The sequence below is a fragment of the Micromonospora sp. NPDC050980 genome (assembly GCF_040653835.1).
GTDB lineage: Bacteria > Actinomycetota > Actinomycetes > Mycobacteriales > Micromonosporaceae > Micromonospora.
The window spans coordinates 1-26929 of the sequence record NZ_JBFAGS010000030.1 but is presented as its reverse complement, the minus strand read 5'-3'; the positions used below and the strand labels follow the sequence as shown (position 1 = coordinate 26929).

23 protein-coding genes and 1 pseudogene are annotated in these 26929 nt (G+C 74.8%); 1 reads left to right on the top strand and 23 read right to left on the bottom strand.

Annotated elements, in window-relative coordinates; genetic code table 11:
- Window positions 1-11: 11 nt before the first annotated feature.
- The 20 genes and pseudogenes from cmk to AB0H28_RS27410 form a co-directional block, all read right to left on the bottom strand.
- Window positions 12-692 carry a (d)CMP kinase gene (cmk, locus tag AB0H28_RS27505; protein ID WP_358046146.1) on the bottom strand — a complete coding sequence of 227 codons (681 nt, stop codon included), beginning with the start codon at window positions 690-692 and terminating at the stop codon, window positions 12-14.
- Window positions 693-848: 156 nt separating this feature from the next.
- Window positions 849-1619, bottom strand: a complete 771-nt coding sequence (locus tag AB0H28_RS27500) for a pseudouridine synthase (protein ID WP_358046143.1) — start codon at window positions 1617-1619, stop codon at window positions 849-851.
- Window positions 1606-2220 (bottom strand): annotated as a pseudogene (gene scpB / locus AB0H28_RS27495) (SMC-Scp complex subunit ScpB); the annotation flags it as partial. The pseudogene scpB and the gene AB0H28_RS27500, both read right to left, overlap by 14 nt.
- Before the next feature lie 544 nt (window positions 2221-2764).
- On the bottom strand, window positions 2765-3790 hold the full coding sequence (locus AB0H28_RS27490) for a ScpA family protein (protein WP_358046201.1): 1026 nt from the start codon (window positions 3788-3790) through the stop codon (window positions 2765-2767).
- Between the two features lie 92 nt (window positions 3791-3882).
- A complete protein-coding gene (locus AB0H28_RS27485; protein WP_091657002.1) occupies window positions 3883-4806 on the bottom strand; it encodes an AAA family ATPase in 924 nt (307 codons plus the stop codon).
- Window positions 4807-5034: 228 nt separating this feature from the next.
- Window positions 5035-6021, bottom strand: coding sequence for a site-specific tyrosine recombinase XerD (locus tag AB0H28_RS27480; RefSeq protein WP_358046198.1), 987 nt, complete (start codon window positions 6019-6021; stop codon window positions 5035-5037).
- Window positions 6018-7133, bottom strand: a complete 1116-nt coding sequence (ald, locus tag AB0H28_RS27475) for an alanine dehydrogenase (protein ID WP_358046140.1) — start codon at window positions 7131-7133, stop codon at window positions 6018-6020. The genes AB0H28_RS27480 and ald overlap by 4 nt, the downstream gene beginning before the upstream one ends.
- Window positions 7134-7363: 230 nt before the next feature.
- Window positions 7364-7969, bottom strand: coding sequence for an NUDIX hydrolase (locus AB0H28_RS27470; protein ID WP_358046137.1), 606 nt, complete (start codon window positions 7967-7969; stop codon window positions 7364-7366).
- The gene (locus tag AB0H28_RS27465; RefSeq protein ID WP_358046134.1) at window positions 7966-9702 is read right to left on the bottom strand and encodes a CTP synthase; all 1737 of its coding nucleotides are present in this window, start codon (window positions 9700-9702) and stop codon (window positions 7966-7968) included. The genes AB0H28_RS27470 and AB0H28_RS27465 overlap by 4 nt, the downstream gene beginning before the upstream one ends.
- Window positions 9635-12061, bottom strand: coding sequence for a hypothetical protein (locus AB0H28_RS27460; protein WP_358046131.1), 2427 nt, complete (start codon window positions 12059-12061; stop codon window positions 9635-9637). The genes AB0H28_RS27465 and AB0H28_RS27460 overlap by 68 nt, the downstream gene beginning before the upstream one ends.
- On the bottom strand, window positions 12061-13194 hold the full coding sequence (locus AB0H28_RS27455; RefSeq protein WP_358046128.1) for a glycosyltransferase family 4 protein: 1134 nt from the start codon (window positions 13192-13194) through the stop codon (window positions 12061-12063). The genes AB0H28_RS27460 and AB0H28_RS27455 overlap by 1 nt, the downstream gene beginning before the upstream one ends.
- Window positions 13191-14888, bottom strand: a complete 1698-nt coding sequence (locus AB0H28_RS27450; RefSeq protein WP_358046125.1) for a lipid II flippase MurJ — start codon at window positions 14886-14888, stop codon at window positions 13191-13193. Before AB0H28_RS27450 ends, AB0H28_RS27455 begins: the two co-directional genes overlap by 4 nt.
- 1 nt (window position 14889) lies before the next feature.
- Window positions 14890-15753 carry a hypothetical protein gene (locus AB0H28_RS27445; protein WP_358046122.1) on the bottom strand — a complete coding sequence of 288 codons (864 nt, stop codon included), beginning with the start codon at window positions 15751-15753 and terminating at the stop codon, window positions 14890-14892.
- Between the two features lie 62 nt (window positions 15754-15815).
- Window positions 15816-16757: a copper transporter gene (locus AB0H28_RS27440; RefSeq protein WP_358046119.1), complete on the bottom strand. Its 942-nt coding sequence runs from the start codon at window positions 16755-16757 to the stop codon at window positions 15816-15818.
- Between the two features lie 28 nt (window positions 16758-16785).
- Window positions 16786-17964 (bottom strand): putative cytokinetic ring protein SteA, encoded by a 1179-nt coding sequence (gene steA, locus AB0H28_RS27435; protein WP_358046116.1) that lies wholly within the window; start codon window positions 17962-17964, stop codon window positions 16786-16788.
- Window positions 17965-18082: 118 nt separating this feature from the next.
- Window positions 18083-19840, bottom strand: a complete 1758-nt coding sequence (gene recN, locus AB0H28_RS27430; RefSeq protein ID WP_358046113.1) for a DNA repair protein RecN — start codon at window positions 19838-19840, stop codon at window positions 18083-18085.
- A gap of 493 nt (window positions 19841-20333) precedes the next feature.
- The gene (locus AB0H28_RS27425; protein WP_358046110.1) at window positions 20334-21218 is read right to left on the bottom strand and encodes an NAD kinase; all 885 of its coding nucleotides are present in this window, start codon (window positions 21216-21218) and stop codon (window positions 20334-20336) included.
- Window positions 21215-22063 carry a TlyA family RNA methyltransferase gene (locus AB0H28_RS27420; protein WP_358046107.1) on the bottom strand — a complete coding sequence of 283 codons (849 nt, stop codon included), beginning with the start codon at window positions 22061-22063 and terminating at the stop codon, window positions 21215-21217. Before AB0H28_RS27420 ends, AB0H28_RS27425 begins: the two co-directional genes overlap by 4 nt.
- Window positions 22064-22086: 23 nt before the next feature.
- A complete protein-coding gene (locus AB0H28_RS27415) occupies window positions 22087-22335 on the bottom strand; it encodes a hypothetical protein (RefSeq protein ID WP_358046104.1) in 249 nt (82 codons plus the stop codon).
- Entirely contained in the window at window positions 22332-22949 is a 618-nt protein-coding gene (locus AB0H28_RS27410) for a hypothetical protein (protein ID WP_358046101.1), read from the bottom strand. The genes AB0H28_RS27415 and AB0H28_RS27410 overlap by 4 nt, the downstream gene beginning before the upstream one ends.
- Window positions 22950-23060: 111 nt before the next feature.
- Between AB0H28_RS27410 and AB0H28_RS27405 the strand changes: the two genes are divergently transcribed.
- Complete coding sequence (locus tag AB0H28_RS27405; protein ID WP_358046099.1) at window positions 23061-23396, top strand: SCP2 sterol-binding domain-containing protein; 336 nt, start codon at window positions 23061-23063, stop codon at window positions 23394-23396.
- A 10-nt stretch (window positions 23397-23406) separates the two neighbouring features.
- On the opposite strand, the gene AB0H28_RS27400 is transcribed toward AB0H28_RS27405, so the two are convergent.
- The 3 genes from AB0H28_RS27400 to AB0H28_RS27390 form a co-directional block, all read right to left on the bottom strand.
- Complete coding sequence (locus AB0H28_RS27400) at window positions 23407-24402, bottom strand: HAD-IIA family hydrolase (protein ID WP_358046195.1); 996 nt, start codon at window positions 24400-24402, stop codon at window positions 23407-23409.
- A 62-nt stretch (window positions 24403-24464) separates the two neighbouring features.
- Window positions 24465-25388, bottom strand: a complete 924-nt coding sequence (locus AB0H28_RS27395) for a Replicase polyprotein 1ab (protein WP_358046192.1) — start codon at window positions 25386-25388, stop codon at window positions 24465-24467.
- The gene (locus tag AB0H28_RS27390; RefSeq protein ID WP_358046096.1) at window positions 25343-26644 is read right to left on the bottom strand and encodes a hypothetical protein; all 1302 of its coding nucleotides are present in this window, start codon (window positions 26642-26644) and stop codon (window positions 25343-25345) included. The genes AB0H28_RS27395 and AB0H28_RS27390 overlap by 46 nt, the downstream gene beginning before the upstream one ends.
- Window positions 26645-26929 lie beyond the last annotated feature (285 nt).

Here is a 26929-nt window from a genome sequence, read left to right as displayed (position 1 = left end):
ACTCCTCGCGCTCACGCCACGCCCCGTTCGGTGAGCAGCTCACCCAGGCGGGCGACGACCTCGTCGATGCCCAGCTCGGTGGTGTCCAGCACCACCGCGTCCGGGGCCTGCTGCAACGGGTTGACCTTGCGGGTGGAGTCGAGCCGGTCGCGGCGGGCCAGGTCGGCGGCGGTCGCCGTGACGTCGGCCGCGTCCTCGGCGCTGCGCCGCTGGGCGCGGGCCGACTCGGAGGCGGTCAGGTAGACCTTCAGGTCGGCGTCGGGCGCCACCACGGTGCCGATGTCGCGGCCCTCCACCACGATCCGGCCCGCCTCGGCGGCCAGCCGCCGCTGCCGGTCGACCAGCAGCTCACGCACCGCGCCGACGGCGGCCACCGCGGAGACCGCCGAGGTCACCTCGGCGCCACGGATGTCGGTCGACACGTCGGTGCCGTCGACGGTCACCGCGTACCCCTGGGGGTCGGTGCCGATGCGCAGGTCGGCCTCGCCGGCGACCTTGGCCACCGACTCGGTGTCGGTCAGCTCGACGCCGGAGCGCAGGACCGCCCAGGTCAGCGCCCGGTACATGGCGCCGGTGTCGAGGTAGCGGGCGCCGAGGCTCGCCGCCAGTCGCCGCGACACGGTGGACTTCCCCGAACCGGACGGCCCGTCCACGGCGACCACGCATCGCCCGGCCGGTACGTTTTGCTCCACCGTTGTCCTCCTCAGCCCGTACCTCGCGGGTAGCCGGGTTCCCGGCGCCGTTGAGCGGATGTGTCTCGTCGTCAATCATGCCCGCGGCGGGCGGGCGTGCCGCCGGCCCGCGGACCGCGTCGAAGCCTACCGGGAGCCGTACCCCGATCGACCGGGTCAGTCACCCACGGCCTTGAACAGGGCGGCGACCTCCGCGTTGGTCAGCCGCCGGGTGCGTCCGGCGCGCAGGTCACCCAACCGGATCGGACCGATGGAGGTACGCACCAGCCGGCTCACTGGGTGCCCCACCTCGTCGAACATGCGCCGCACGATGTGCTTGCGCCCCTCGTGCAGGGTGACCTCCACCTGGGCGGTCTTGCCCAGCGTGTCCACCACCTTGAACGCCTCGGCCCGGACCGGCCCGTCCTCCAGCTCGACGCCGGCGGCCAGGCGCTTGCCGAGGTTGCGCGGGATCGGCCCGGCCACCTCGCACAGGTAGGTCTTCGGCACCCCGAAGGACGGGTGCATGAGCCGGTGCGCCAGCGTCCCGTCGTTGGTGAGCAGCAGCAGGCCCTCACTGTCCGCGTCGAGCCGCCCGACGTGGTAGACCCGCTGCTCGACCCGGTTGCCGAGGAAGTCCGACAGCGCGGCGCGTCCCTTTTCGTCCGCCATGGTGGAAACCACCCCGCGCGGCTTGTTCATGGCCAGGTAGACCAGGCGGGTGTCGGCCTGCAACCGCTCCCCGTCGACGTGGATGACGTCGTGGGTCGGGTCGGCCTTGTCGCCGAGCTGCGCGACCCGCCCGTTGACCGTGACCCGCCGCCGGAAGATCAGGTCCTCGCAGGCCCGCCGCGATCCCACCCCCGCGGCGGCGAGCACCTTCTGCAGGCGCTCGGCGCCCTCGTAGACGGGGGCGTCGGGCTTCGGGGCACGGTCATCGCGTCGCATCGGCAAGCTCTTCTACGTCGTCGGGCAGGAACGGGGCCAGGGGCGGCAGGTCGTCCACCGAGTTGAGCCCCAGCTTCTCCAGGAACAGGGTGGTGGTCCGGTAGAGGAACGCACCGCTGTCCGCTTCGGTGCCGCACTCCTCGACCAGGCCGCGGCCCACCAGGGTACGGAGCACCCCGTCGCAGTTGACACCCCGGATGGCCGAGATGCGGGACCGGGTCACCGGCTGGCGGTAGGCGACCACGGCGAGCGTCTCCAGCGCGGCCTGGGTCAGCCGGACCGACTGCCCGTCCAGCACGAACCGCTCGACGTAGGTGGCGTATTCCGGCCGGGTGTAGAGACGCCAGCCACCCGCGGCCCGGCGCAGTTCGAAACCGTGCCCGGCTGCGGTGTAGCCGGCGGCGATCTCGTCGAGCATCGCACCGACGCGGTCCGGGGCCTGTTCCAGCACCTCGGCCAGGACCAGTTCGCTGACCGGCTGGTCCACCACGAGCAGGATCGCCTCCAGGGCGCCGCGCAGCTCGGCGTCGTCCAGCGCCGGTGCGGGCGTCGGTTCCGGCGCCGCCCGCCGCCGCCCCCGCTTCTGGGGTACGCCGGCAGCGCCCGCTCCCCCGCTCCCTGTGCCCACCACGTCCCGCTCGGACGTGCCGACGTCCGGCCCGGCGTCGTCGCCACTGAGAGGTGCCGGGTGGCCGCTGACGTCCGTGTCGGGACCGGCAGCGCCGGTCGCCGGGGTGTCGGGCGTACGGCGATCCCCGGTGCCTCCCTCGAATCCGGTCGCCGGCTCGGTGCCGGCGTCGGCCGTCCCGTTCTCTCCAGAGATCTTGGTACGGTCTCGCCCCTGCGGGGGCGCCCCCGTGCCAAGATCCGACCCGGTTGTGGCGATCGTGGAAGGATCCGGCCCCTCCGAGTGCCCTTCGCTTCCAAGATCTCTGGACGGCTCTGAGGCGGAGTCGGGATCATGGGCGGTCTCGGTTCGCGGCGAGCCGGAAGTGTCCGAGATTTCGGGCTCCGCCTGCTCGGCGGCCGAGCCGACGTCGTCCGGCTCGGGCTCGGCCCGGGGCGGGGACGGACGCTCCCAGGGAGGAATCCAGGCAGCAGCCTGATCGGCCAGCGAGTCGTGGCGTTCCTCGTCGCTCATCCCTTTACTCCTGCGTCGGTGCGGGTTCGTCCGCGGCGTCGGTGGACACGACGGCGTCGGATGCGGCGACGAACGAGTCGCCCGGCGCGGCGTCACCAGCGGATTCGGCGGCATCGCCGACCACGGCGGCATCGCCGCCGGCCGGCGCGGCGGGGGCATCGGCCGGCGCGGCCAGGGTGGATGTGGTCGTGGGTTCGGGGGTGCCGGCGTACTCGTCGACGGTCAGCTCGGCCCCGCCGTCGGCGGGCCCGGTCCAGCGGACCGTCAGCTCCTCCAACGCCTGTTCCTGCACGAACGCGACCAGGCCCTGCCGGTACAGCTCCAGCAGTGCCAGGAACCGGGCGACCACCTCCAGCGTCATCTCGCAGTCGGCGCAGAGCAGCGAGAAGGTGGCGACACCGGCGCGGCGCAGCCGGTCGGCGATGACGCCGGCGTGTTCGCGGACGCTGACCCGGACCATGTGCACGTGGGCGATGGACACCTCGGGCACCGGCTTCGGGCTCATCGCCCGCACCGCGAGCTTCAGCAGCCGCTGCGGGCCGATGCCGAGCACCAGGTCGGGCAGCGCCTCGGCGTAGCGGGGTTCCAGGGTGACCGCCCGCGGATAGCGCCGGCCGCCGACCGCCTCCAGCTCGGCGATGTGCGCCGCCGCCTCCTTGTACGCCTTGTACTGCAGCAGCCGGGCGAAGAGCAGGTCCCGGGCCTCCAGCAGCGCCAGGTCCTCCTCGTCCTCCACCTCGGCCGAGGGCAGCAGCCGGGCCGCCTTGAGGTCGAGCAGGGTGGCGGCCACCAGCAGGAACTCGCTGGTCTCGTCCAGGTCCCACTGGTCGCCCATGGCCCGCAGGTAGGCGATGAACTCGTCGGTGACCTTGTGCAGGGCGACCTCGGTGACGTCCAGCTTGTGCTTGCTGATCAGCTGGAGCAGCAGGTCGAACGGGCCGGTGAAGTTGTCCAGCCGGACGGTGAAGCCGCTGGTCTCCTCGACCGCCGTGGCATCGGCGGGTACGACGCCGTCGACCGCGGCGGCCAGCCCGGCGGCGTCCGCCGGATCGGCGTGCGGGTCGAGGGGTGGTGCGGTCACCGGGAAACCGTAGTCGACGCGGCCGGCGGGCGGCGTGCGCCCTACCGGTCCGTCTCGGCGGCGATCACCTCGCGGGCGAGCTGCCGGTAGTTGCGCGCGCCGGAGGAGGCCGGGTCGAGGGTGGTGATGGGCGCGCCAGCCACCGTCGACTCGGGGAACTTCACCGTCTTGGTGATGACGGTCTGGTAGACCTTGTCGCCGAACGCCTCCACCACCCGCTGCAACACCTGCCGGCAGTGGGTGGTGCGGCTGTCGTACATGGTGGCGAGGATGCCTTCGAGTTCCAGGTCGAAGTTGAGCCGCTCGCGCACCTTGTCGATGGTGTCCAGCAGCAGCGCCACGCCGCGCAGGCTGAAGAACTCGCACTCCAGCGGGATGAGCACGCCGTGCGCGACGGTCAGCGCGTTGATCGCCAGCAGGCCCAGCGAGGGCTGGCAGTCGATCAGGATGAAGTCGTATTCCTTGCGGATGGTGCGCAGCACCCGGGCCAGGGCCATCTCCCGGGCGACCTCGTTGACGAGCTGGATCTCGGCGGCGGAGAGGTCGATGTTGGCCGGCAGCAGGTGCAGCCCGGCCACGTCGGTCTTGATCAGGACGTCCTCGGCGGTGACGTCGTCCTGCATGAGCAGGTTGTAGACCGACAGGTCGAGGTTGTGCGGGTTGACGCCCAGACCGACGGAGAGGGCGCCCTGCGGGTCGAAGTCGACGAGCAGCACCTTGCGGCCGTACTCGGCCAGCGCGGCGCCCAGGTTGATGGTGGTCGTGGTCTTGCCGACGCCGCCCTTCTGGTTGGCCATCGCGATGATCCGCGCCGGGCCGTGCCGGTCGGTCGGCATCGGCTCGGGGATCGGCTTGCGCATCGTGTACGCGGCCGGGTCGGCGGGGCCGAGGTCGGCGCCGAGCGTCGCCTGCTGCTCACGGAGCTCCGACGTCCAGGTCTCGGCACGGTCACCGTTTCCTGCCATGTCCTCGTTGCCCCCTCCCGACGACCACCCCGGCGTCGGAGCCGTCCGACGTCCCTCGCGGCGCCGCTGCGCACCCCCGGTCCGTCGCACCTGGAGGCCCGCGCCGATGCCGACTGTACGCCACGGGCCAGCAGCAGCTTCGGTACCGGGTCGGCGTGTCGGCCGCTGCCCGGGCGGTGCCGCCAGGTCCGCCACCGCGGCGCCGGCGCCCGGCGCACCGTCAAGCGCTCACCGCAGGGCGCGGGGGTGCGCGGTGGCGTACACCTCGCGCAACCGCTCCACCGTGACCAACGTGTAGACCTGGGTGGTGGTCACCGAGGCGTGGCCGAGCAGTTCCTGCACCACGCGCACGTCCGCGCCGCCGTCGAGCAGGTGGGTGGCATACGAGTGGCGCAGCGTGTGCGGGGAGACCGACTCGGGCCCGTCGACCGGCAGGCCGGCGCGCCCGGCGGCGGCGCGCAGCACCCCCCAGGCGCCCTGCCGGGTGAGCGGTCCGCCGCGCGCGTTGACGAACAGCGCGGGGGTGCCCCGGCCGGCGGCGAGCAGCGCCGGCCGGCCGCGGACCAGCCAGGCGCGCACCGCGTCGGCGGCGAATCCGCCGACCGGGACGAGCCGGGTCCGGCCGCCCTTGCCGCGCAGCAGCACCGTGCCGGCGTCCAGGTCGAGGTCGTCGACCGCCGTGCCGACCGCCTCGGAGATGCGCGCGCCGGTGCCGTACAGGAATTCCAGCAGCGCCCGGTCGCGCAGCGCGCGCGGCGCGGTGTCGCCGGTCGCCCCGGTCGGGCCGGTGGCCTCCAGCAGCCGCAGGACGGCGTCGACCGGCAGCGCCCGGGGCAACCGGCGCGGCGGCGCGGGCGGGCGCACGTCGCGACCCGGGTCGGCCCCGGTCAGGCCCTCGCGCAGGGCGAAGCGGTGCAGGCCGCGGACCGCGCTGGCGGCCCGGGCGGTGGACGAGACGGCGAGCGGCGGGTGGTCGTCGTCGCCGGCGCGCAGCCGGGCCAGGTGGGCCTCGACCTCGCCCGGTCCGGCGGCGGCCAGGTCGGTCACCCCGGCGGCGGCCAGGGTGGTGAGGTAGCGGTCCAGGTCCCGGCGGTACGAGGCGAGCGTGTTGCCGGACAGGCCGCGCTCGACGGTGAGGTGGTCCAGGTAGCCGCGGACCGCCCGACGCAGGGCCGGCGCGGGTCGCGCGCCGGCCCGTGGCGTCGTCTCGGTCAGTTCAGCACCTCGGCCAGCGGCAGCACGTCCATGCCGTGCGCCTCGGCGACCGGGCCGTAGACCACCTTGCCGTCGTGGGTGTTCAGGCCCAGCGCCAGCGCCGGGTCGGCCCGCAGCGCCGCCCGCCAGCCCTGGTCGGCGAGTTCGAGGGCGTACGGCAGGGTGACGTTGGTCAGCGCGTAGGTGCTGGTGTTCGGCACCGCGCCGGGCATGTTCGCCACGCAGTAGAAGATCGAGTCGTGCACCTTGTAGACCGGTTCGGCATGCGTGGTGGGGCGCGAGTCCTCGAAGCAGCCGCCCTGGTCGATGGCGATGTCGACGAGCACGCTGCCCGGCTTCATCCGGGAGACCAGCTCGTTGGAGATCAGCTTGGGGGCCTTCGCGCCGGGCACCAGCACCGCGCCGATGACCAGGTCCGCGTCGAGCACGGCCCGCTCGATCTCGTACGCGTTGGAGGCGACGGTCTGCAGGTGGCCGCGGTAGATGGCGTCGGCCGAGCGGAGCCGGGCCACGTTCTTGTCCAGCAGCAGCACTTCGGACTGCAGGCCGAGCGCGATGGCGGCGGCGTTCAGGCCGGACACGCCGGCGCCGATGACCACGGTCTTCGCCGCGTACACGCCGGAGACGCCGCCGGGCAGCACGCCCCGGCCGCCGCCGGTGCGCATCATGTAGAACGCGCCGACCTGGGGGGCGAGCCGGCCGGCCACCTCGGACATCGGGGCGAGCAGCGGCAGCGACCGGTCCGGCAGCTCGACCGTCTCGTAGGCGATGCCGGTGACCTTCTTCTCGACCAGCGCGTCGGTGCACTCGCGCGAGGCGGCCAGGTGCAGGTAGGTGAAGAGCACCTGCCCGGCGCGCATCCGGTGGTACTCCTCGGCGATCGGCTCCTTGACCTTGAGCACCAGCTCGGCGGTGTCCCAGACCTCGTCGGCGGTGGCCAGGATCTTCGCGCCGGCGGCGGCGAACTCCTCGTCGGTGATGCTGGAGCCGACCCCGGCGCCGGCCTCCACGAAGACCTCGTGGCCGTGGCGGGTGAACTCGTTGACGCCCGCCGGCGTGATCGCCACCCGGTACTCGTGGTTCTTGACCTCGCGGGGGATTCCGACCTTCACGATGCAGACACCTTCCTCCGGGGCGGCTCACCCCCGACAGCGCGGCGCCACGCCGGCTCCGTTGCCGACGCGGTCCACCGGTCCCGCCGGCGGCAGTCTAGGCGGGCGGCACGGCCCCGGACGCCAACACAGTGACATCCGGTGGCCGGTGGTGCTGACGGAGTGTCAGGCATGGGATCGGGCGGGGCCGCGCGGCGGACGCCACGGCCCCGCCCGTCGTCGGTGCCCGGTCAGCGGGGCAGCGGCGCCTGCGAGCGGCGCAGCTCGGTGAAGCCGGCCGCCCGGGCCCGGGCGGCGGCGAGCAGCCCGGCCACGCAGGGCGCGTTGGTGATCTCCCCGGCCAGGACCATCCGGACCGCCTCGTCGAGGTCGACGCGGACCACCTGGAGGTCGGCCTCCTCGTCCCGCCGGTCGTGCCGCTGCGCCGCCGGCACCTCGGCGAGGTCGCGGGCCAGGAAGACCCGGACCACCTCGTCGGAGAAGCCCGGCGAGCTGTGCAGGTCGACAAGCACGTCGAGGCGCCCCGCGGTCAGGTCGGCCTCCTCGGCCAACTCCCGCGTCGCCGCGACGGCCAGGTCCTCGCCGCTGACGTCCATCAGGCCGGCGGGCAGCTCCCACAGGTGCCGCCCGACCGGGTGCCGGTACTGCCGGATCAGCACCACCTGGCCGGCGTCGTCGAGCGCCACCACGGCCACCGCGCCCACGTGCCGGACGTAGTCGCGGGCCGCGGTGTCGCCGCCGGGCATGGTCACGTCGTCGCTGACCACGGAGAAGATGCGACCGGACCAGACGTCGCGGCGGGCGGTCACCTCGTACCGGTGCTCGACGCCGCTCACGTCGCGGGCGCCTTCGCGGCCCGGGCGGGCTTCTTCCCGGCGGCGTCGGCCGGGCCGTCCAGGTCCACCGGGAGCTGGTCGGCCTCGGAGTACGCGACAGCGGCGCCGACGAACGCGGCGAACAGCGGATGCGGGCGGGTCGGGCGGCTCTTCAGCTCCGGGTGCGCCTGGGTGGCCACGAAGAACGGGTGCAGGTTGCGGTCCAGCTCGACGAACTCGACGAGCCGGCCGTCCGGGGAGGTGCCGGAGATGGTCAGGCCGGCCTTGGCGAGCTGGTCGCGGTAGGCGTTGTTCACCTCGTACCGGTGCCGGTGCCGCTCGCTGACCTCGGTGCTGCCGTACGCCTCGGCGACGATCGAGCCCTCGGTCAGCGTCGCCGGGTAGGCGCCGAGCCGCATGGTGCCGCCCAGGTCGCCGCGACCGGCCACGATGTCCTCCTGGTCGGCCATCGTCGCGATGACCGGGTGCACGGCCTCCTCGTCGAACTCCAGCGAGTTCGCCCCGTCCAGGTTGGCCAGGTGGCGGGCCACCTCGATGGTCATGCACTGCAAACCGAGGCAGAGGCCGAGCAGGGGGACGCCGTTCTCCCGGGCGTACCGGGCGGTGCCGACCTTGCCCTCGATGCCGCGCACCCCGAAACCGCCGGGAATCACGACGCCGTCGACGCCGGCCAGGGCGGCGGCGGCGCCGGCCGGGGTGACGCACTCGTCGCTGGGCACCCACCGCAGCTGCACCCGGGCGCGGTGGCCGAAACCGGCCGCCCGGATCGCCTCGCTCACCGACAGGTAGGCGTCGGGCAGGTCGACGTACTTGCCGACCAGGGCCACGGTGATCGTGTGGCGCGGCTGGTGCACCCGCTCCAGCAGGTCGTCCCAGCTCGTCCAGTCGACGTCGCGGAACGACAGGCCGAGCCGGCGCACCACGTAGGCGTCCAGGCCCTCGCGGTGCAGCACCTTCGGGATGTCGTAGATGCTCGGCGCGTCCGGGGCGGCGGTGACCGCCTCCCGGTCGACGTCGCAGTAGAGCGACAGCTTCTCCTTGACCTTGTCCGGGATCTCCCGGTCGCAGCGCAGCACCAGCGCGTCGGGCTGGATGCCGATGCTGCGCAGCTGCGCCACCGAGTGCTGGGTCGGCTTGGTCTTCAGCTCGCCCGACGGCGCCAGGTAGGGCACCAGCGACACGTGCAGGTAGAAGCAGTTGTCCCGGCCCAGGTCGTGCCGGATCTGGCGGATCGACTCCAGGAACGGCAGCGACTCGATGTCGCCGACCGTGCCACCCACCTCGGTGATCACCACGTCCGGGACCTGACCCTCGGTGTCCGGGTCGGCCATGCCGAGGATCCGCGCCTTGATCTCGTTGGTGATGTGCGGGATGACCTGGACGGTGTCGCCCAGGTATTCGCCGCGTCGCTCCTTGGCGATCACCGCCGAGTAGATCTGCCCGGTGGTGACGTTCGCCTTGCCGGAGAGGTCACGGTCGAGGAACCGCTCGTAGTGCCCGACGTCGAGGTCGGTCTCGGCCCCGTCCTCGGTGATGAACACCTCGCCGTGCTGGAACGGGTTCATGGTGCCGGGATCCACGTTCAGGTACGGGTCGAGCTTCTGCATCACCACGCGCAGACCACGCGCGGTCAGCAGGTTGCCGAGGCTGGAGGCGGTGAGGCCCTTACCCAGCGAGGAGGCGACTCCCCCGGTGACGAAAATGTGCCTGGTCGTCCGTGCTGAAGGGGCCAAGGCCTGCTCCCGTGTCGTCCGTAGCGGTCGTGCGAACCGCCGTGTCGATCAGCCAAGTGATCACGCGATCCACGGGATTCCACGGTAACACCTTGCGGACCGTGAGCCGGCGTCGCACCCGCTGTCGGCGCACGTGAGACCCGTTTACGCGCTCGTGGCCGCCGCCGGGGACCCCCGACCGGGCACCCGGCGTCCGGGTGGCCGTGGCATCGTCCGCCGACGCCGCCGACGCGCCGTCCGCTCCCCCGCCGCGCCCACCGTCGGGCACGGTGCGGTCGGTGGAGTGGTCGAGCACCCGCAACGCGGCCAGCGCCGCCATCGGCACCACCAGGGCGGCCGCCGCGCCGGCCACGTCCAGCGCGGATCCGCCCAGCACGCCGCCGAGCCCGGCGGCCACCCCGGTGCCGGCCATCGCCGCCCGGATCGCCGGATAGATGCCGAACAACCGCAACAGCCCGCCCCACGGCTGCAGCAGCGCCAGCCAGACCAGCGCCGCCCCGGCCAGGGCCAGCACGGTCAGCGGGCTGTTCACCAACGTCTGGACGTTCGACGTGCTGGAGCGGTGCACCGTGAGCCCGCCGGTGCCGTCGCCGAGCGCGGCCAGGAACCGGCCCAGGGCACCCCGCTCGGCCACGGGGCGGCCCAGGTCCACCAGGGCGAAGCCGATGGTCACCGCCAGCCCCGCCATGGTGGCCCAGGCCAGCCGGCTGACCGTCAGCCAGCCGCCGGTGCAGATCGCCGCCGCCACGCTCAGCCCGGCGGTCAGCGCGATCGCCCCGATCGAGTCGGCGCCCAGGTACGGGCTGCCCACCACCACCACGGCCGCGCCGCCCACCGCCACCAGGACGGCCGGCCGCCAGCCCCGGCGTACCCGCTGGGCCAGCCACCCGCCGCACAGCAGCGACCCGGCGATGAACACCCCCAACCCCACGGTGCCCACCCCGGCGTACCGGCCGCCCTCCAACGCGGAGTAACCGACCACCCCGTTGAGCTGCAGCCGGGAACCGGTCAGCACGTCCACGCCGACCACCAGGGTGGCCAGCCCGGCGACCGCGCCGAGCGGCCCGAGCGTGCGGTCGTGCCCGGGGGTGAACCGCACCGCGGCGGTGCCGCCGACGATCAGCAGCGCGGTCACCGAGGCGAACCACCAGCCGGCGTGGTGCCCGCGCCACCAGGGCACCGCGTCGGCCAGCAGCGCCGCCGGCACGGCCAGCGCGGCGGCGATCAGCAGCAGCTCCACCACCGCCACCACCCGCCGGGACACCGGCGCCGGCGAGTGCGGGCCGGCCAGCCGGCGGGCCCGGCGCAGCAGCGGCAGCACCGCCACCGCGAGCGCCACCTGGGCGGCGGCCAGCAGGGCGAAGAACCAGCCGGCGACCCGGCGCTGGGCGGCGGCCTCCCGGTCGGCGCCGGCCGGCGCCGCGATCGCGGCGCGCAGGTCGTCCGGCCGGTCGTCGACGGTCACCGCGGGCCGGCCGAGGAACAGCCGCTCCGGCATCGGCCGGCCCAGCGCGGCGAGCGCGGTCGGCGCCAGGTCGACCAGTTGCAGGTAGCCGGCACGGGCGGTGCTCGGCGAGCTCAACCAGCCCCCCTCCCAGCCGGGACCGTCCGCCACCGCGACGTGCAGCCGCGCCGGGGCGTCGGTGTCCGACACGCCGGCCACCAGCACCAGCGAGCGCGGTGGGCGGGCGGCGAGCACCCGGGCGAGCCGGTCGTCGGCCCGCCGTGCCTGCGCGGCGCGCGCCGCCGGGTCGTCGCCGTCGACGGTGCCCACGTCGACGATGCTCAGCACGCAGGAGCCGAGCAGTTCTCTCGGGTCGTCGGGCAGCGCCGACTCGTACCGGTCGACCCGGCCGAACGGGCGGGCCGCGGCCACCGCCGCGCCCGGACCGACGGCCACCGAGCAGCGCACCGACTCGGCCAGCGCGCCCGGCGTGGCCCCCCAGGCCAGCTTCTCCTGGTTGTACGCGACCACGGCAGGCTGGTCGGGCAGGTTGGCGCCGATGCCGTCGGGCTCCTCGACGGTCACCGCGCTGGCCGGGCAGCCACCACTCGGGCGGCTGCCGTTCCAGGCGGCGAAGTTGCCGGCGCCGAGGGTCAACCACCCGTCCACCGGGCAGGTGGGGCGGTGTGCCGAGCGCACCGACAGGGACCCGATCGCCCCCTGTTCGGCCATCTTCCACAGCGTCGGGGTGTGCTGCGGGTCCACGTCGTCCCACCGCAGACCCGCCGCGCCGACGAGCACCACGAAGTCGGCGTCGCGCCGGGGCGCGCCGTCGTCCGGGCGGGCGGCCAGCGCCGCGATGCCCAGCGCCACCACCATCAGGGTCAGCAGCGCCGGGGTCAGTCTGCGCAGCATCAGCGGTTTCCCGGTGCGTGCTGCGGCGTCAGCTCGGCGTACAGGTCGGCGAGCGCGGCCACGGTGTCCGCCTCGGTCGGCCAGCCCGCGGCCCGGGCCGCGCCCCGGCGACCCAGCTCGGCGCGTCGCGGCGCGTCGTCGAGCAGCTCACGCACCGCCGCGTCCACGGCGTCCACGTCCCCGGGCGGGACCAGCACCGCGCCGTCACCGACCAGCTCCGGCAGGCCACCGACCGCGGTGGCGACGAGCGGCACGCCGGCCCGCAGCGCCTCCTGCGCGAACAACTGGCGGGCCTCCCAGTCGCTGGTGACCACCGCCAGGTCGGCGCCGGCCAGCAGGTCCGCCACGTCGGTGCGGTGCCCGAGCAGCGTCACCGGGGCGCGGGCGGTCGAGATCCGCGCGGCCAGCGGCAGGTAGGCGGGACCGCTGCCGGCGATCACCACCGCCGGGGCGGGCGCCCGGGTGCGCCACCGGGCGGCGGCGTCGATCAACACGTCGTACCGTTTCTGCGGGTGCAGCCGGCCCACCGAGAGGATCAACGGACGGTCGCCGGCCACGCCGACCTCGGCGCGCACCGCGGCGCGGCGGCGGCGCGGCGCGGGCAGCGCCGGCGCGGCCACCGGGGCCAGCCGGGCGTCGCCGGCGCCCAGCGCGGCGGCCCGCTCGACCAGGTCGGCGGAGGCGCCCAGCGCCACCCGGACGGACCGGGCGACGACCCGCTCGACCAGCCGGGACAGCGCGCCCCGCAGACCGCCGGCGAGGACGGCGTTGTGCCAGGTCACCACCAGCGGGGCGGCGGGTCGGGCGAGCGCCGCGACCAGGCCGGCGCGCAGCCCGTGCGCGTGGACCACGTCGACGGGTGTCTCCGCCAGCGCCCGGCGCAGCGCGGTGACCGCCCGCGCGTCGCCCGGGGTGGGGTTGGCCGGGATCTCCACCGGGGCGAACCGGGCGCCGGCCGCGGTGAAGTCGAACTGGTCCTCGGTGGCGGCCGGCCCGCAGACCAGCACCGACGCGCCCGCCTCGGTCAGTCCCCGGGCGACGGAGCGGACGTGCTGCCCCACGCCGCCGGTGCTGGAGGCGAGCACCAGGGCGACCGACCCGGGCCAGCGCGGTGCGGGCGAGGCGTCCGTCATGAGGAAACGATCTCCTTTCCGTCGCCCCGGTCGCCGGGGTGCTGGTCGGACGGCGGGCCATCGGCCCCGCCGACCGGTCGCCGGCGCCGCAGCCGGCGGGTCACGGCCGCGAGCAGCGGTCGCAGGTCGCGGGCGTCGGTCAGCCACGCGACGGCGAGGAACAGGACACCGACCACGACCCCGGACAGCATGCCCTGCCCGAGGGCCCCGAACGTCGTCGGGGTCCCGCCCATCGCCAGCGCGAGCCCCCGGGCGGTGGCCGCGCCGCCGGCCGCGGCGACCACGGCGGCCAGCAGCCCGGCCGCGCCGGCCCGGCCGAGACCGGCCAGTGCCGCCGGCCCGGCGGCGCGTCGCACGGCGGCGATCAGCAGCGCGCCGAGCAGCACCATGCCGGCGGAGGTGGCAAGCGCCACCGCGAGCACCCGGTCGGCCAGCGGCAGCGCCTGGGCGAGCAGGACCGCGAACGCGGGCACGCTCAACCAGCCGAGCGCGGTGGCGACGCCGGCCGCACGGGTCTCGCCGCGGGCGTAGAGCGCCCGGGTGAGGACCGCGAACAGCCCGTAGCCGAGCAGGCCGGGCGCGAACCCGGCGATGCCGGCGGCGGCGGTGCGCGCGTCGACCGGGTCGGCGAAGAAGAAGTGCCCGACCGGGATCGCGGCGCCGGCCAGCGCGGCGGCGCCGAGCAGGCTGAACAGCACCACGCCGCGCACCGCCGGGGCGAGGGTGTCCCGGTAGGCGCGCTCGTCGCCGCTCGCGGTGGCCGCCACCAACGTCGGGTAGGCGGCCACCGCGAGCGGCACCGCCAGCACCGACCAGGGCAGGAAGTAGACGGTCTGGGCCAGGTTGAACACGCCCACGTCGGCGATCCGGCCGTAGCTGACCTGGTTGAGCGTGACGGCCAGGGCGATCTGCTGCGCGGTCACGGTGACCGCCCCGGCGGCCACCAGCCCGCCGACCCGCGCCCGGGCGTCGGCCGGGAACCGGTAGCCCGGCCGGGGCCGCAGTCGCAGCCGGCGCAGCGGGATCAGCAGCGACAGCGAGAGCACCAGCACGCCGAGCGTGGTGCCGGCGGCCAACAACAGCTCGCCGCCGCGGCCGGCCTCGTCGATGGTGGCCAGCCGCCCCTCGACCGCGGCGAAGCCGAGGTAGACCGCGATGACGGTGACGCTGGACAGCAACGGCGCGATCACCGGCCAGGCGAAGCGCCGGTGCGCCTGGAGCACGCCGGTGAGCACGATCCCCACGCCGTAGAGCGGGAGCTGGGGTGCGAAGACCCGCAGCATCCGCGCGCCGGACGCCTGCTGGGCGTCGCTGAGCCCGTGGCCGAGCAGACCCGGCAGCGGGTCGGCGAACACCGCGACCAGCACCGCCAGCGGCACCAGCAGGCTCAGCGTCCAGGTCAGCAGCGCGCCCGTGGTGGCGGCCACCGCCCGGCGGTCACCCGCCTCGACGGCACGGGCCAGCAGCGGTACGACGAGACTGGCCAGCGCCCCACCGGCGACGATCTCGAAGATGAAGTTCGGGACGTAGTTGGCCACCAGGTAGGCGCCGCCGAGGTCGCTGGTGGACAGCGTCCAGGTGAACACGGCGGTGCGGCCGAAGCCGGCGAGGCGGCTGACCACGGTGAGGACGGCGATGAGGGCAGCCGCCCCGGCGACGCGGCCGGCGGCGGCGAGGGGTGCCGGCTTCGTCACGTCAGTCGGCGAGCCGACCCAGCTCGTCGAGCTGCCGCAAACCCGGGGTCCGCGCGATGACCTGGGTGAAGCTGACCTTCTCGCTGGCCGCGGTGAGCGCGGCGAGCACGGCCAGCGCACCGGCCCGCCCCAGCGGCCCGGTACGCGCGGCCAGGCTCACCCCGAGCAGCGCGCCGAGCGCGTTGGCGCCGCTGTCGCCGAGCATCACCCGCTCGTTCAGGTCGTCCGCGACCAGCCCGGCCGCCGCGCCGACCGCGCCCGCCGCGATCCCGCCGTGGGGGCCGGCGGACAGCGGCACGCCGAGCAGCATGCCGGACTTCAATGCCCGGCCGGGCCGCAGGTCGAGCAGGTTGACCAGGTTGGCGGTGCCGGCCACCACGCCGGCGCCGAGCAGCACGTCGAGCCCCCGGCCGAACGCGCCGGCACGCTGCCGGCGCGGGTGTGCGGCGACCCGGGCGTCGGCCGCGAGCAGCGCCGCGGCCCCCAGCCCGGCCGCGCCCACCCCGGCGACCTTGACCAGGCCGGCGGTGACCCGTCCCTTGCGCAGCGCCGCGAGGTGCCCGGCGAAGCCCTTGGCGGCCTTCTGCTCCGGGCGCGCGCCGACCACGTCGTCGTAGAGCCCGACGGCCCCGGCGCCGACGCCGGCCAGGAGCGCGGCGGCGCCGGCCGGGGCGCTGCCGGCGGCCAACGCGCCCGCGGTGGCGGCGCCCGCGGCGAGTGCCGGGCCGGCGGCCAGGGTCACGGTGCGGCCCCGGTAGTTGGTGCGCTCCAACGCCGGCGCGCCGGGCGACGTGCGCACCTCCCGCAGCGCGTAGCGGGCGGTCAGCACCCCCGCGCCCACGGCCAGCAGCCGACCCAGTCTCACGCGACCCCTCCTGATCCGGACTCTCGACGCGACGCGGCACGGACCTGCACGGCCCGGGGCGGTCACTGGGGCAGTTTAGGCAACCGCGACCCGGCGTTGTCGCCCACGCCGTACTGGCCGGCCTTCTTGCCGCTCAACTGCTCGGCGAGGGCGAGGCTGGTGACCAGTTGCCCCTGCACGGTGTTGGCGTTGTCGACGGTGGAGATGGTCTGCGACAGCACCGGGTCGCCGCGGACCACGGCGACCAGGTTGCCGCCGGTCGAGCCCATGCCGGCGACCACGAGCGCCCCCGCCCGGTCGAACTGCTCGGCGATCTTCACCACCGTCTCGTCCTTCTTGGCCGAGTCCTTGTCCACGTACGGCTGGCCGGTGACCAGCACCACCGCCTCGGCCGCGCCGGAGATCTTGTCCTCCGGGGTGAGGTAGCCGGCGGTGGCGTACTGCTGCAGGACGCTGCTCCGGTCGGCGTCGCTGACCGGCGGGCTGCCCGCCGGCCGGTCCACCAGGACGTTGGCCAACAGCGCGCTGGAGGTCTCCACGCCGTGCCCGTTGCCGGGCAGGTTGGTGGCGGGGGCGCTGTTCGGGCGAGCGGCGGTGACCGCCAGCTCCAGCAGGTTGTTGTTGCTGTCCGGGTTGATGAACTTGTCCTGGATGTCGATGCGGCCGGTGACGTCGGCGCCGGCGGTGCGGAGCATCTTGATGACACCCTCGGCCTGATCCCGGCCGCTGGGCAGGGTGAGCACCAGCACCCGGCGGTCGGCGAGCTTGCCGGGCAGGACGACCTGCGCCATCTCGGCGGCGAAGTCCTCCTCGGTCTCCAACTGCTTCTGCATGTCGTTGACCGCCTGGCGCATCAGCGAGTTGTCCTTGCGCAGGCCGTTGACGTTCTCCCGGAGCGCGTCGGCGACCGGCCCGTTCAGGGCGGCCGTGCCGACCACCAGGCCGATCGCCAGGGCCAGGAATACCGCGGTCAGGGACACCACGTGGTAGCGGAAGTTGATCACGCTTGCAGCCTCTTGATCGTCGGGGGAGCTAGAAGAGCTGGCCGAGCTGGAACACGAAATTGTCCCACCATTCGGAGACCACGCCCAGATAAGCCTTGCCGACGGTGGAGACCGCCACCGCGGAGGCCATCGCGGCGACCGCCGAGAGGACCAGCAGCAGCAGCGAGGAACCGGAGATGCTCTGCCGGTAGAGGCGGCTGACGCCCTTGGCGTCGACCAGCTTGCCGCCCACCTTCAACCGGGTGAGGAACGTCGACGCCATGCCGCCGCGGCCCTTGTCGAGGAACTCCACCAGGGTGGCGTGGGTGCCGACGGCCACCAGCAGCGAGGCGCCCTTCTCGTCGGCCAGCAACATGGCCAGGTCCTCGCTGGTGGCCGCCGCCGGGAACGTGATCGCGGGCACACCCAGGCCGTTGACCCGGGCCAGGCCCGGGGCCCGCCCGTCGGGGTAGGCGTGCACGATCACCTCGGCGCCGCAGCGCAGCACGTCGTCGGTGACCGAATCCATGTCACCGATGATCATGTCAGGCGTGTAGCCGGCCTCGACCAGCGCGTCGGCCCCACCGTCGACGCCGATCAGCACCGGCTTGAACTCGCGGATGTAGGGACGCAGCACGTCCAGGTCGGCCTTGTAGTCGTAGCCCCGGACCACGATCAGGCAGTGCCGGCCCTGCACCTGGGTCTGGATCTCCGGCACGCCGACGCCGTCGAGCAGCAGGTCGCGTTCCTGCCGGAGGTAGTCCATCGTGTTGGCGGCGAACGCCTCCAACTGCACCGACAGACCCTCCCGGGCGTCCGCCATCGACTTGGCCACCGTCTCGGCGTCCTGCAACGCGCCGTGCGCGACCGGCTCGGCGCCGACGAAGACCGTGTTGCCCTCGATGCGCACCACGTCGCCCTCGCGAACCTGCTCGAAGACGCTCTCGCCCAGGTCGTCCAGGAGCGGGATGCCGGCCGCGACCAGCACCTCGGGGCCGAGGTTGGGGTAGCGCCCGGACACCGACGGCTTGGCGTTCAGCACCGCGGCGACCCCCACCGCGACCAGCGAGTCGGCGGCCACCCGGTCCAGGTCGACGTGGTCGATGACCGCGATGTCACCGGGGCGCAGGCGACCGACCAGCCGTTTCGTCCGGCGGTCGAGGCGTGCGGTGCCGAGGATCGAGCCCGGTTCCGCGGTCCGGGTCCGGCGCAGTGTGGGTAGACGCATCGTGACCATCCTGGCATGTGGGGCAGGGTCTGCTGTCGCGACATGCCTGAGCAGGGCCGCCTACCCAGGGAAGCACACCGGAACGCGCCCCGGTGTGCTTGCGCTCACAATCGGGGCATCACGGGCGTCTTTCCTTGGCCGCCACGGCCAGGAGTTCCTCGGCATGGGCGATACCCAGATCCGAGTCCGGCAAACCGGCGAGCATGCGGGCCAACTCCCGGGCCCGCTCCGTGTCCTCCACCACCCGCACGCCGCTGGTCGTCACCGCGCCCCCGGTGTCCTTCGCCACCACCAGGTGCCGGTCCGCGAACGCGGCGACCTGTGGCAGGTGGGTGACCACCAACACCTGGTGACTGCGGGCCAGCCGGGCCAGCCGCCGGCCGATCTCCACCGCGGCCTGACCCCCGACACCGGCGTCGACCTCGTCGAAGACCAGCGTGGGCGGCCCGCCGGACCCGGCGAAGACCACCTCGATGGCGAGCATCACCCGGGACAGCTCACCGCCGGAGGCGCCCCGCTGCAACGGCAGCGCCGGCGCACCCGGGTGCGCCAACAGCCGCAGCTCGACCTCGTCGGCGCCGTCCGCGCCCACGCCCGCCTCGACGCCGTTGACCGGCAGGCTCGGCTCGGCCCGTCCGGCCGGGCGCGGCAGCACCGCCACCTCGATCCGGGCGTGCGGCATGGCCAACCCGGCCAGCTCGACGGTGACCTGCTCGGCGAAGCGCACGGCCGCCTCCTGCCGCGAGGCGGAGACCCGGCCGGCGAGGTCGGCCACCTCACCGGCGAGCCGCGACGCCTCCCGGTCCAGCTCGTCCAACAGCTCGTCGGAGGTGTCCAGATCGGACAGCCGGATCCGCGCCCGCTCCGCCCACGCCACCACGCCGTCGACGTCGTCGGCGTACTTGCGGGTGAGCGCGCGCAGGGCGGCGCGACGCTCGTAGACCGTCTGGAGCCGGGCCGGGTCGGCGTCCAGCGCGGTCAGATAGGTCGACAGCTCGGCGGCCACGTCGGTGACCAGCGTGGCGGCCTCCTCCAACCGGGTCGCCAACTCGCCGAGCGCCGGGTCGGTGCCGGCCTGCGCCTCCAGCGTGCGGCGGGCGGTGCCGAGCAGCACCGCCGCGTCCGGGGTGTCGTCGGTCGCCTCCACCCCGCCGGCCACGCACTGCTGCGCCACCTGGGCCGCGGTGCGCAGCCCCTCGGCGTGCTCCAACCGCTGCGCCTCGGCCTTCAGCTCGTCGTCCTCCCCCGGCTGCGGGTCGACCCGGGTGATCTCGTCGAGGCCCAACCGCAGCAGGTCCGCCTCCTGGCTGCGCTCGCGGGCGTTGCGGCGACGGTCGGCCAGGTCGTCGACCACCGCCCGCCACCGCCCGTACGTCTCGCGCAGCCCGTCGAGCAGCTTCTCGTGCTCACCGCCGGCGAACCGGTCGAGCGCGCCCCGCTGCTCCGCCGGGCGCAGCAGGCGCAACTGGTCGGACTGGCCGTGCACGGCCAGCACCTGCTCGCCGACCTCGCCGAGCGTCGACACCGGCATGCTGCGCCCGCCCAGGTGCGCCCGGGACCGACCCTCGATCGTGACGCTGCGGCTGAGCAGCAGCGAACCGTCCTCATCGGGCTCGCCGCCGGCGTCGACGATGCGGGCGTGCACCGTCTCGGCCACCCGGCCGCGCAGCCGCAGCCGCCCCTCCACCAGCGCACGGCCCGGCTGGGCCCGCACCCGGCCGGCGTCGGCCCGGCCGCCGAAGAGCAGGCCGAGGCCGGTCACCACCATGGTCTTGCCGGCACCGGTCTCGCCGGTGATGACGTTCATCCCCCCGGCCAGGGGCAGCGTGGTGTCCTCGATGACGCCCAGTCCGGTGATGCGCAGCTCTTCCAGCACAGCACCCGACAGTAGCCCCGCCGGGTGACAGTTGACCAGCCGGCACAGCACCCCACCCCACCCCCACCCCCGTCCCCACCCCCACCCCCACCCCCGTCCGCGCTGATTCACGGAAAGTGCGCCTATCAGCAGCCGGATAGCCACTCGTTCCGTGCATCAGGGCGCTCGGAACCTGGGGGAGGTGGTGGGGCGTCGGGTGCTCGACCAGGTCGCGCTCCGCCGCTTCCTCCGGCGGCGGCTCATCGACCTGTCGGCCCGACCGGGGTCGACACCCGACCGGGCACGGCGCGCCGGTCCGCCCGCCGCGGCCGGCCGCGACGCCCCGACGCCCCGACCCGTCACGGCCCCGGCCACCCCTGGCCGGACCCGCGACCCGCGGGCCGCGCATCGTCCGGGAACGGCGGGCCTCACCGCCACGCCCGGACGCACCTCGACGCGGCCCGTACGCCCACCGTAACGCGCGCCCGACGAGCCGGTCCCTCTGACGCGCCGCTCAGCGACGGCTGCCGCGCCAGCCCTGCACGGGCAGGCCGAACTTGGCCACCAGCCGGTCGGTGAACGGGCGCGCCCGCAATCGCACGATGCGCACCGGCAACGCTCCCCGGCGCACCGTGACCCGGGCGCCGGGCGGCAGGTCGTAGACCCGCCGGCCGTCGCAGCAGAGCACCGCGAGGGTGGTGAACGGGTCGACGGTGATCGCGAACGTGGAGGTCGGCGCGGTCACCAGCGGACGGCTGAACAGCGCGTGCGCGCTGATCGGTACCAGCAGCAACGCCTCCACCTCGGGCCAGACCACCGGCCCGCCGCCGGAGAACGCGTACGCGGTGGAGCCGGTCGGGGTCGCGCAGACCACCCCGTCGCAGCCGTAGCGCGACAACGGCCGGCCGTCCACGTCGACGAGCAGCTCCAGCATCTGGGCACGCTCGCCCTTCTCCACGCTGATCTCGTTGAGCGCCCACGACTCGATGGTCGGCCCGTCGTCGAACTCGGCGGTCACGTCGAGGGTGAGGCGTTCGTCCACGGTGTAGTGGCGAGCCACCACGTCGCGTACCGCGGTGTCCAGGTCGTTGATCTCGGCCTCGGCGAGAAAGCCGACCTTGCCCAGGTTGATGCCGAGCAACGGCGCCTTGGCCGGGCGGGCCAGCTCCGCGGCGCGCAGGAACGTGCCGTCCCCGCCCAACGCGAAGACGATCTCCGCGCCCTCGGCCGCCTCCGGGCCGGTCACCGGCACCACGCCGGGCAGGTCGAGGTCGTCGGCCTCCTCGGCGACCACCCGCACCTCGAACCCGTTCGAGATCAGGTCGGCGGCCACCGCACGGGCGTGCTCGGTGCTGCGTCGACGACCGGTGTGCGTCACCAGCAGCGCGGTCCGACTCACCCGGACACCTCCTCGGTCGTGGCCGCCGTCGCGGCGGCGCCCTGCGGGCCGGCGGCGACCGCCGCGCGGACCCGGTCGGGTTCGGCGGCCGGCGCGTCCCGGCGCAACCATACGAAGAACTCGACGTTGCCGCTCGGCCCGGGCAGCGGGCTGGCCGCCACGTCGGCCAGGCCGAGGCCGAGGCGCGCGGCGGCGGCGGCCACGTCGAGCACCGCCTCGGCGCGCAGCGCCGGGTCGCGCACCACACCGCCGGCGCCGACCCGCTCCCGGCCCACCTCGAACTGCGGCTTGACCATCAAGGCCAGGTCGCCGGCGGGGCCGGTGCAGGCGGCCAGCGCGGGCAGCACCAGACGCAGGGAGATGAACGACAGGTCGGCGACCGTCAGGTCGACCGGGCCGCCGATCGTCTCCGGCGTGAGGGTACGCACGTTCGTGCGCTCGAACACCCGGACCCGCTCGTCGTTGCGCAGCGGCCAGGCGAGCTGCCCGTAACCGACGTCGACGGCCACCACCTCGACTGCGCCGGCGCGCAGCAGCACGTCGGTGAAGCCACCGGTGGACGCGCCCGCGTCCAGGCACCGCCGGCCGGTCACGGCCAGCCCGCCCGGTGCGAACGCGGCGAGCGCGCCGGCCAGCTTGTGCCCGCCGCGGGAGACGTAGTCCTCCGCCGGGTCCTCGCCGGTGACCAGCAACGGGTCGGCCGGGTCGACCATGGCCGCGGCCTTGCGGGCGGGCACTCCGCGCAGGTGGACGCGGCCGGCTTCGACCAGCGCGGCGGCCTGCTCGCGGGAGCGGGCCAGGCCACGCCGGACGAGTTCGGCGTCCAGCCGGGTACGACGAGCCATCGGTGTCCGTTCTCCGCGTCTGCTCAGGCCTGGTCGATGCTGGCGAGCGTCTCGCGCAACGTCTCGTAGGCCGCCTCGTACTGGGCGATCTGGTCCGCCGGGGCGAGCGCCTCGGCGTTGGCCATGCCCCGCACCGCGGCGTCCACGGCCGGGTGCCGAGCCTCGCCCACCTCCTCGGTCGGTGCCGGGCGGACGCCGGGCGGCGGCCCGGTTCGCGCACCCGGTGGTGGTCCGGGACGCGGCGGCGGTCCGGGCCGGTGCGGCGCGGTCACGAGGTGGCCGCCCGGCCGGCGCTCTTCTTCGCCGGCCGGGCCGGCGCGGCGGGCGGCTCGTCGGCAGGCGTGCGCGCCACCGTCGCCGCGGGCTTCCTCGCGATCGCCTTCTTGGCCACCGCCCTCTTCGCCACCGCCTTCTTCGCCACTGCCTTCTTCGCCACCGCCTTCCTCGCGGGCGCGGCGTCGGGTTCCCCGGCCGGTGCGGGCTCAGCGCGGCGCCCCGACCCGGCCGCTGCCGGCTCGGCACCGGCCGGTGCGGGCGTCGGGCGCGCCGGCGCGGCTGAACCGGCGGCGGCCGGCGCGGGGAGGGTGCGTGCCTCGCGCAACCGCCGCTCCAGATCGTGCACCCGGCGGGTCAACTCGGCCACCTCGTCGGCGGTGGCCAGGCCGACGGCGCCCAGGGCCCGGTCGACCTCGAAACGGACCAGCTTGGTCAGCGCCTCCCGGTTCGCCAGGCCGGTGGCGAGCAGCTCCTCGGCGAGCGACTGGAGCTGCCCGGCCGTCGCGCCACCCTGGCCGACGACCCGCCTCACCGTGTCCTGCGCCTTCTTCCGGGGCGCCTCCGTCAGGCCCATGGCCAGCTCGAGGTAGGCGCGCCACGCGTCCTGCATGCCTGATTCCTTCCGCGGGGCGGGGTGTGCACGTGCCACGCTACCGGGCACCTGCGACGCGTCGTTGCGGTACGGTGCCGGGAGCGGTGTGGCTCGTGGTGAGGAGACGATGTGGCCAGCGTGGACGATTGCCGGCAGGCGTTGCAGGACCTGGCCGACCGGCTCGACCGGCACGTCGAGGCACAGGGGCGCATCGATCTCGACCGCACCCTGGCCTGCCGGATCACCGACCTGGACACGGCCTTCCACGGGCGGCTCGAAGGTGGCCGGCTGGTCGGTCTGACCGACGGTGACGACCCCAAAGCCAAGATCGCGCTGAGCACCGGCAGCGACGACCTGGTCGCCCTGGTGCACGGCAAGCTCGACATCATGTCGGCGGTGGCCGCCCGGCGGGTGTCCGTCAAGGCGAACCCGTTCGACCTGATGAAGCTCCGCAAGCTGCTCTGAGGGCCGCCGCTCAGTCGTCGAGGCCGAACGCGGCGAGCGCCTGCGCCGCCGTCGGGGACCCGGCCCGCACCCGTGGCCCGGCCGCCGTCGACCAGGCCGCCGCGCAGAGCGCCGCGAGCGCGTCCAACGGCCGTCCCGCGCCGTCGAGCGCCAGCTCCCCGCCGGCCCCGGTCACCGACCAGCCGCTGGTGCCCGGCCGGCCGGGCACCGCCACCACGGCCTCCGGGTCGAACAACCCGGCCAGGTCGAAGGAGACGTACGTCGGCCGGCGCGACTCGGGCGCGGCCAGCAGCTCGGCCGCGTCGCTGACCCCGGTCAGCACCAGCAGGCTGTCCAGGCCGGCCCGGCGGGCGCCCTCGATGTCGGTGTCCAACCGGTCGCCCACCACCAGGGTGCGACCGGTTCCGGCCCGACGGGCCGCGGTCGCGAACAACGCCGGCTCCGGCTTGCCCACCACCACGTCCGGGTCCCGGTCGAGCGCGGTGCGCAGCACCGCCACCAGCGAACCGTTGCCGGGCAGCGGCCCCCGCGGGCTGGGCAGCGTGCGGTCGGTGTTGGTGGCGTACCAGGGCGCTCCCGCCCGCACCGCCAGGGACGCCTCGGCCAGGTCGGACCAGTCCACCTCCGGCCCGTATCCCTGAGCCACGGCGGCGGGCTGCTCCTCGGCCGTCGACACCGGCCGCAGGCCCACCGCGCGCAGCTCGGCCCGCAACGCCTCCGCACCGACCACCAGCACCGGCGCACCGGCCGGCAACCGGTCGGCGAGCAGCTCGGCCGTGGCGGCGGCGGAGGTGAGCACCTCCGCTGGCTCGGCCGGCACGCCCATGCCGGTGAGCAGGTCGGCCACCTCGCTGGAACGGCGGGAGGCGTTGTTCGTCGCGTACGCGACCGCCCGTCCCTCCGCACGTAGCCGGCTGACCGCCTCCACCGCGCCGGGGATCGGCCGGTCGATCAGGTAGATGACCCCGTCAAGGTCGAACGCGACAAGCGCGTACTCGTCGATCAACCGCCCACCGGCACCGGCACGGTCGCGATCCGCGCCGGAACCGGTGCTCCCGGAGTGCCCGGTCACCGGCGCTCCGCCGCCTCGTCCCCGCCGACCCGGACGTCGCCGTCCCGGCCGCCGGTCCGGGCATCCGCGGTCCGGCCGCCGCCGGCCGGGACGTCATCGCCCGACGGGCGGTCCGGCTCGGTGGACGCGTCGGCGGCAGAGGCGAGCGAGCCGGCCTCGGCGTCGGTCAGCTCGTCGTCGGCCAGGCCACCGGCGTCGCGGTCCCGGTATCCGCCCCCAGCCGCGTCATCCGAACGTGCTGTGGCGACCCGCTCGTCGTCGCCCCGCACACTGTCCCGGTCGTCCTCGTCGTCCTCGTCGACGCCGCTGTCCTCGTCGTCCTCGTCGTCTCCCTCGATCAGCACGCCGTCGAGTTCCAGCATCCGCTCGGCGGCGTCCGTCTCACCCTCGGAGTCGACGTCGGCGGCCCGGGAGAACCACTCCCGCGCCTCCTCGCGCCGGCCCACCGCGAGCAGGGCGTCCGCGTACGCGTAACGCAGCCGCGCCGCCCACGGCTCGGTCGAGTCGGCGGTCAGCTCGCGGACCTGCAGCATCGCCACGGCCGCGTCCTTCTGCCCCAGGTCGCCCCGCGCACCGGCGGCCACGATCAACAGCTCGATCGCCACGGCCTGGTCGAGCTTCTTCCGATCCGCGCCACGGAACAGGTCGATCGCCCGCTCCGGCCGGCCCAGCGCGCGCTCGCAGTCGGCCAGGACCGCCAGGTGGATCTGCAGACCCGTCATCCGGTGGTACGTCCGGAGTTCGGCGATGGCTGTCTGCCACTCCCCCGCGTGGTACGCGGCCAGCCCGACCGCCTCCCGGACGGCAGCGATGCGCGAGGCGAGCCGGCGGGCCGCCATCGCGTGCGCCAACGCCAGCGTCGGGTCCTCGTCGATCACCAGGCCGGTCGCGACGAGGTGCCGGGCGACGGTCTCCGCCACCGGCTTGGCGAGGGAGAGCAGTTCGGCCCGGACGGTCGAGTCGAGGTCGCTGGCGACCACCTCGTCCGGCAGGTCCGGCGCCTCGCCGGTACGACCCTCGCCACGCTCGTCCTGTCGCTCACGCTGCGAGCCGTAGGTGCCCGGCCGGCGGTCGTCCCGCTCCGGCCGGTCGCCGAAACCGCGGCGCTCCCCGCCCCGCTCGCTGCGCCCGCCTCGGTGCCCAGCGTCACGGCGGTCGCCGCCGGCGTAGCCCTCACGGCGGTCGCCGCCGCGGTAGCCGCCTTCACGGTCGTCACGACGGAACCCGCTCTCGCGACGCTCGCCACCACGGAAGCCCCCGTCACGACGCTCGCCGCCGGCGTAGCCCTCGCGGCGGTCACCGCCCCGGAAGCCGCCGTCACGCCGGCCCCCGCCATCGCGACGCTCGCCGCCCCGGAAACCACCCTCACGGCGATCACCGCCCCGGAAACCACCCTCACGGCGATCGGTATCCGGCGCACCCCCTGAGCGGTTGTCCCGGCTGTAGCCACCCTCACGCCGGCCGCCGCCGGCACTGCTGCGGTTGTCCCGGTCGAAGCCACCCTCACGACGCTCCCCACCACGGAAGCCACCCTCGCGACGCTCGCTACCCCGGAAACCACCCTCACGACGATCGGTGCCCGACGCACCCGCCGAGCGGTTGTCCCGGCCGTAGCCGCCGTCACGACGGTCACCACCTCGGAAGCCACCTTCGCGACGCTCGCCGCCCCGGAAACCGCCGTCGCGGTCGCCACCGCGGAAACCACCCTCACGACGGTCACCACCGCGGTAGCCACCGTCGCGGTCACCACCACGGAAACCACCCTCACGACGGTCACCGCCCCGGTAGCCACCGTCGCGGTCGCCACCACGGAAACCACCCTCACGACGGTCACCACCACGGAAACCACCCTCACGACGGTCACCACCGCGGAAGCCACCGTCACGACGCTCGCCGCCGGCGTACCCCTCGCGGCGGTCACCGCCCCGGAAACCACCGTCGCGGTCGCCACCGCGGAAACCACCCTCACGACGGTCACCACCCCGGAAGCCACCGTCACGACGCTCGCCGCCGGCGTAGCCCTCGCGACGGTCACCGCCCCGGAAACCACCGTCGCGGTCGCCACCACGGAAACCACCCTCACGACGGTCACCACCCCGGAAGCCACCGTCACGACGGTCACCACCGGCACCGCCACGGCTGTCCCGGCCGTAGCTGCCGCCGGCGCGGTCGTCACGGCTACCCCGGTACGAGGGGCGGTCATCGCGGCGGGCGTCGCCGCGCCCCTGGCCACGGTCGGCGCGATCCTCGTAGCGGCGGGGGCCGTCCCCGCCCTGCGGTCCAGAGCTCACAGGTGCATCCTTCCTGATGGCGTTTCCGCCAGAACGCTAACGCAGTCGAGGGCCGACCCTGCTGGGGCGGCCCTCGACTGGAAGATTGTCCGGCGGTGTCCTACTCTCCCACACCCTCCCGAGTGCAGTACCATCGGCGCTGGAGGGCTTAGCTTCCGGGTTCGGAATGT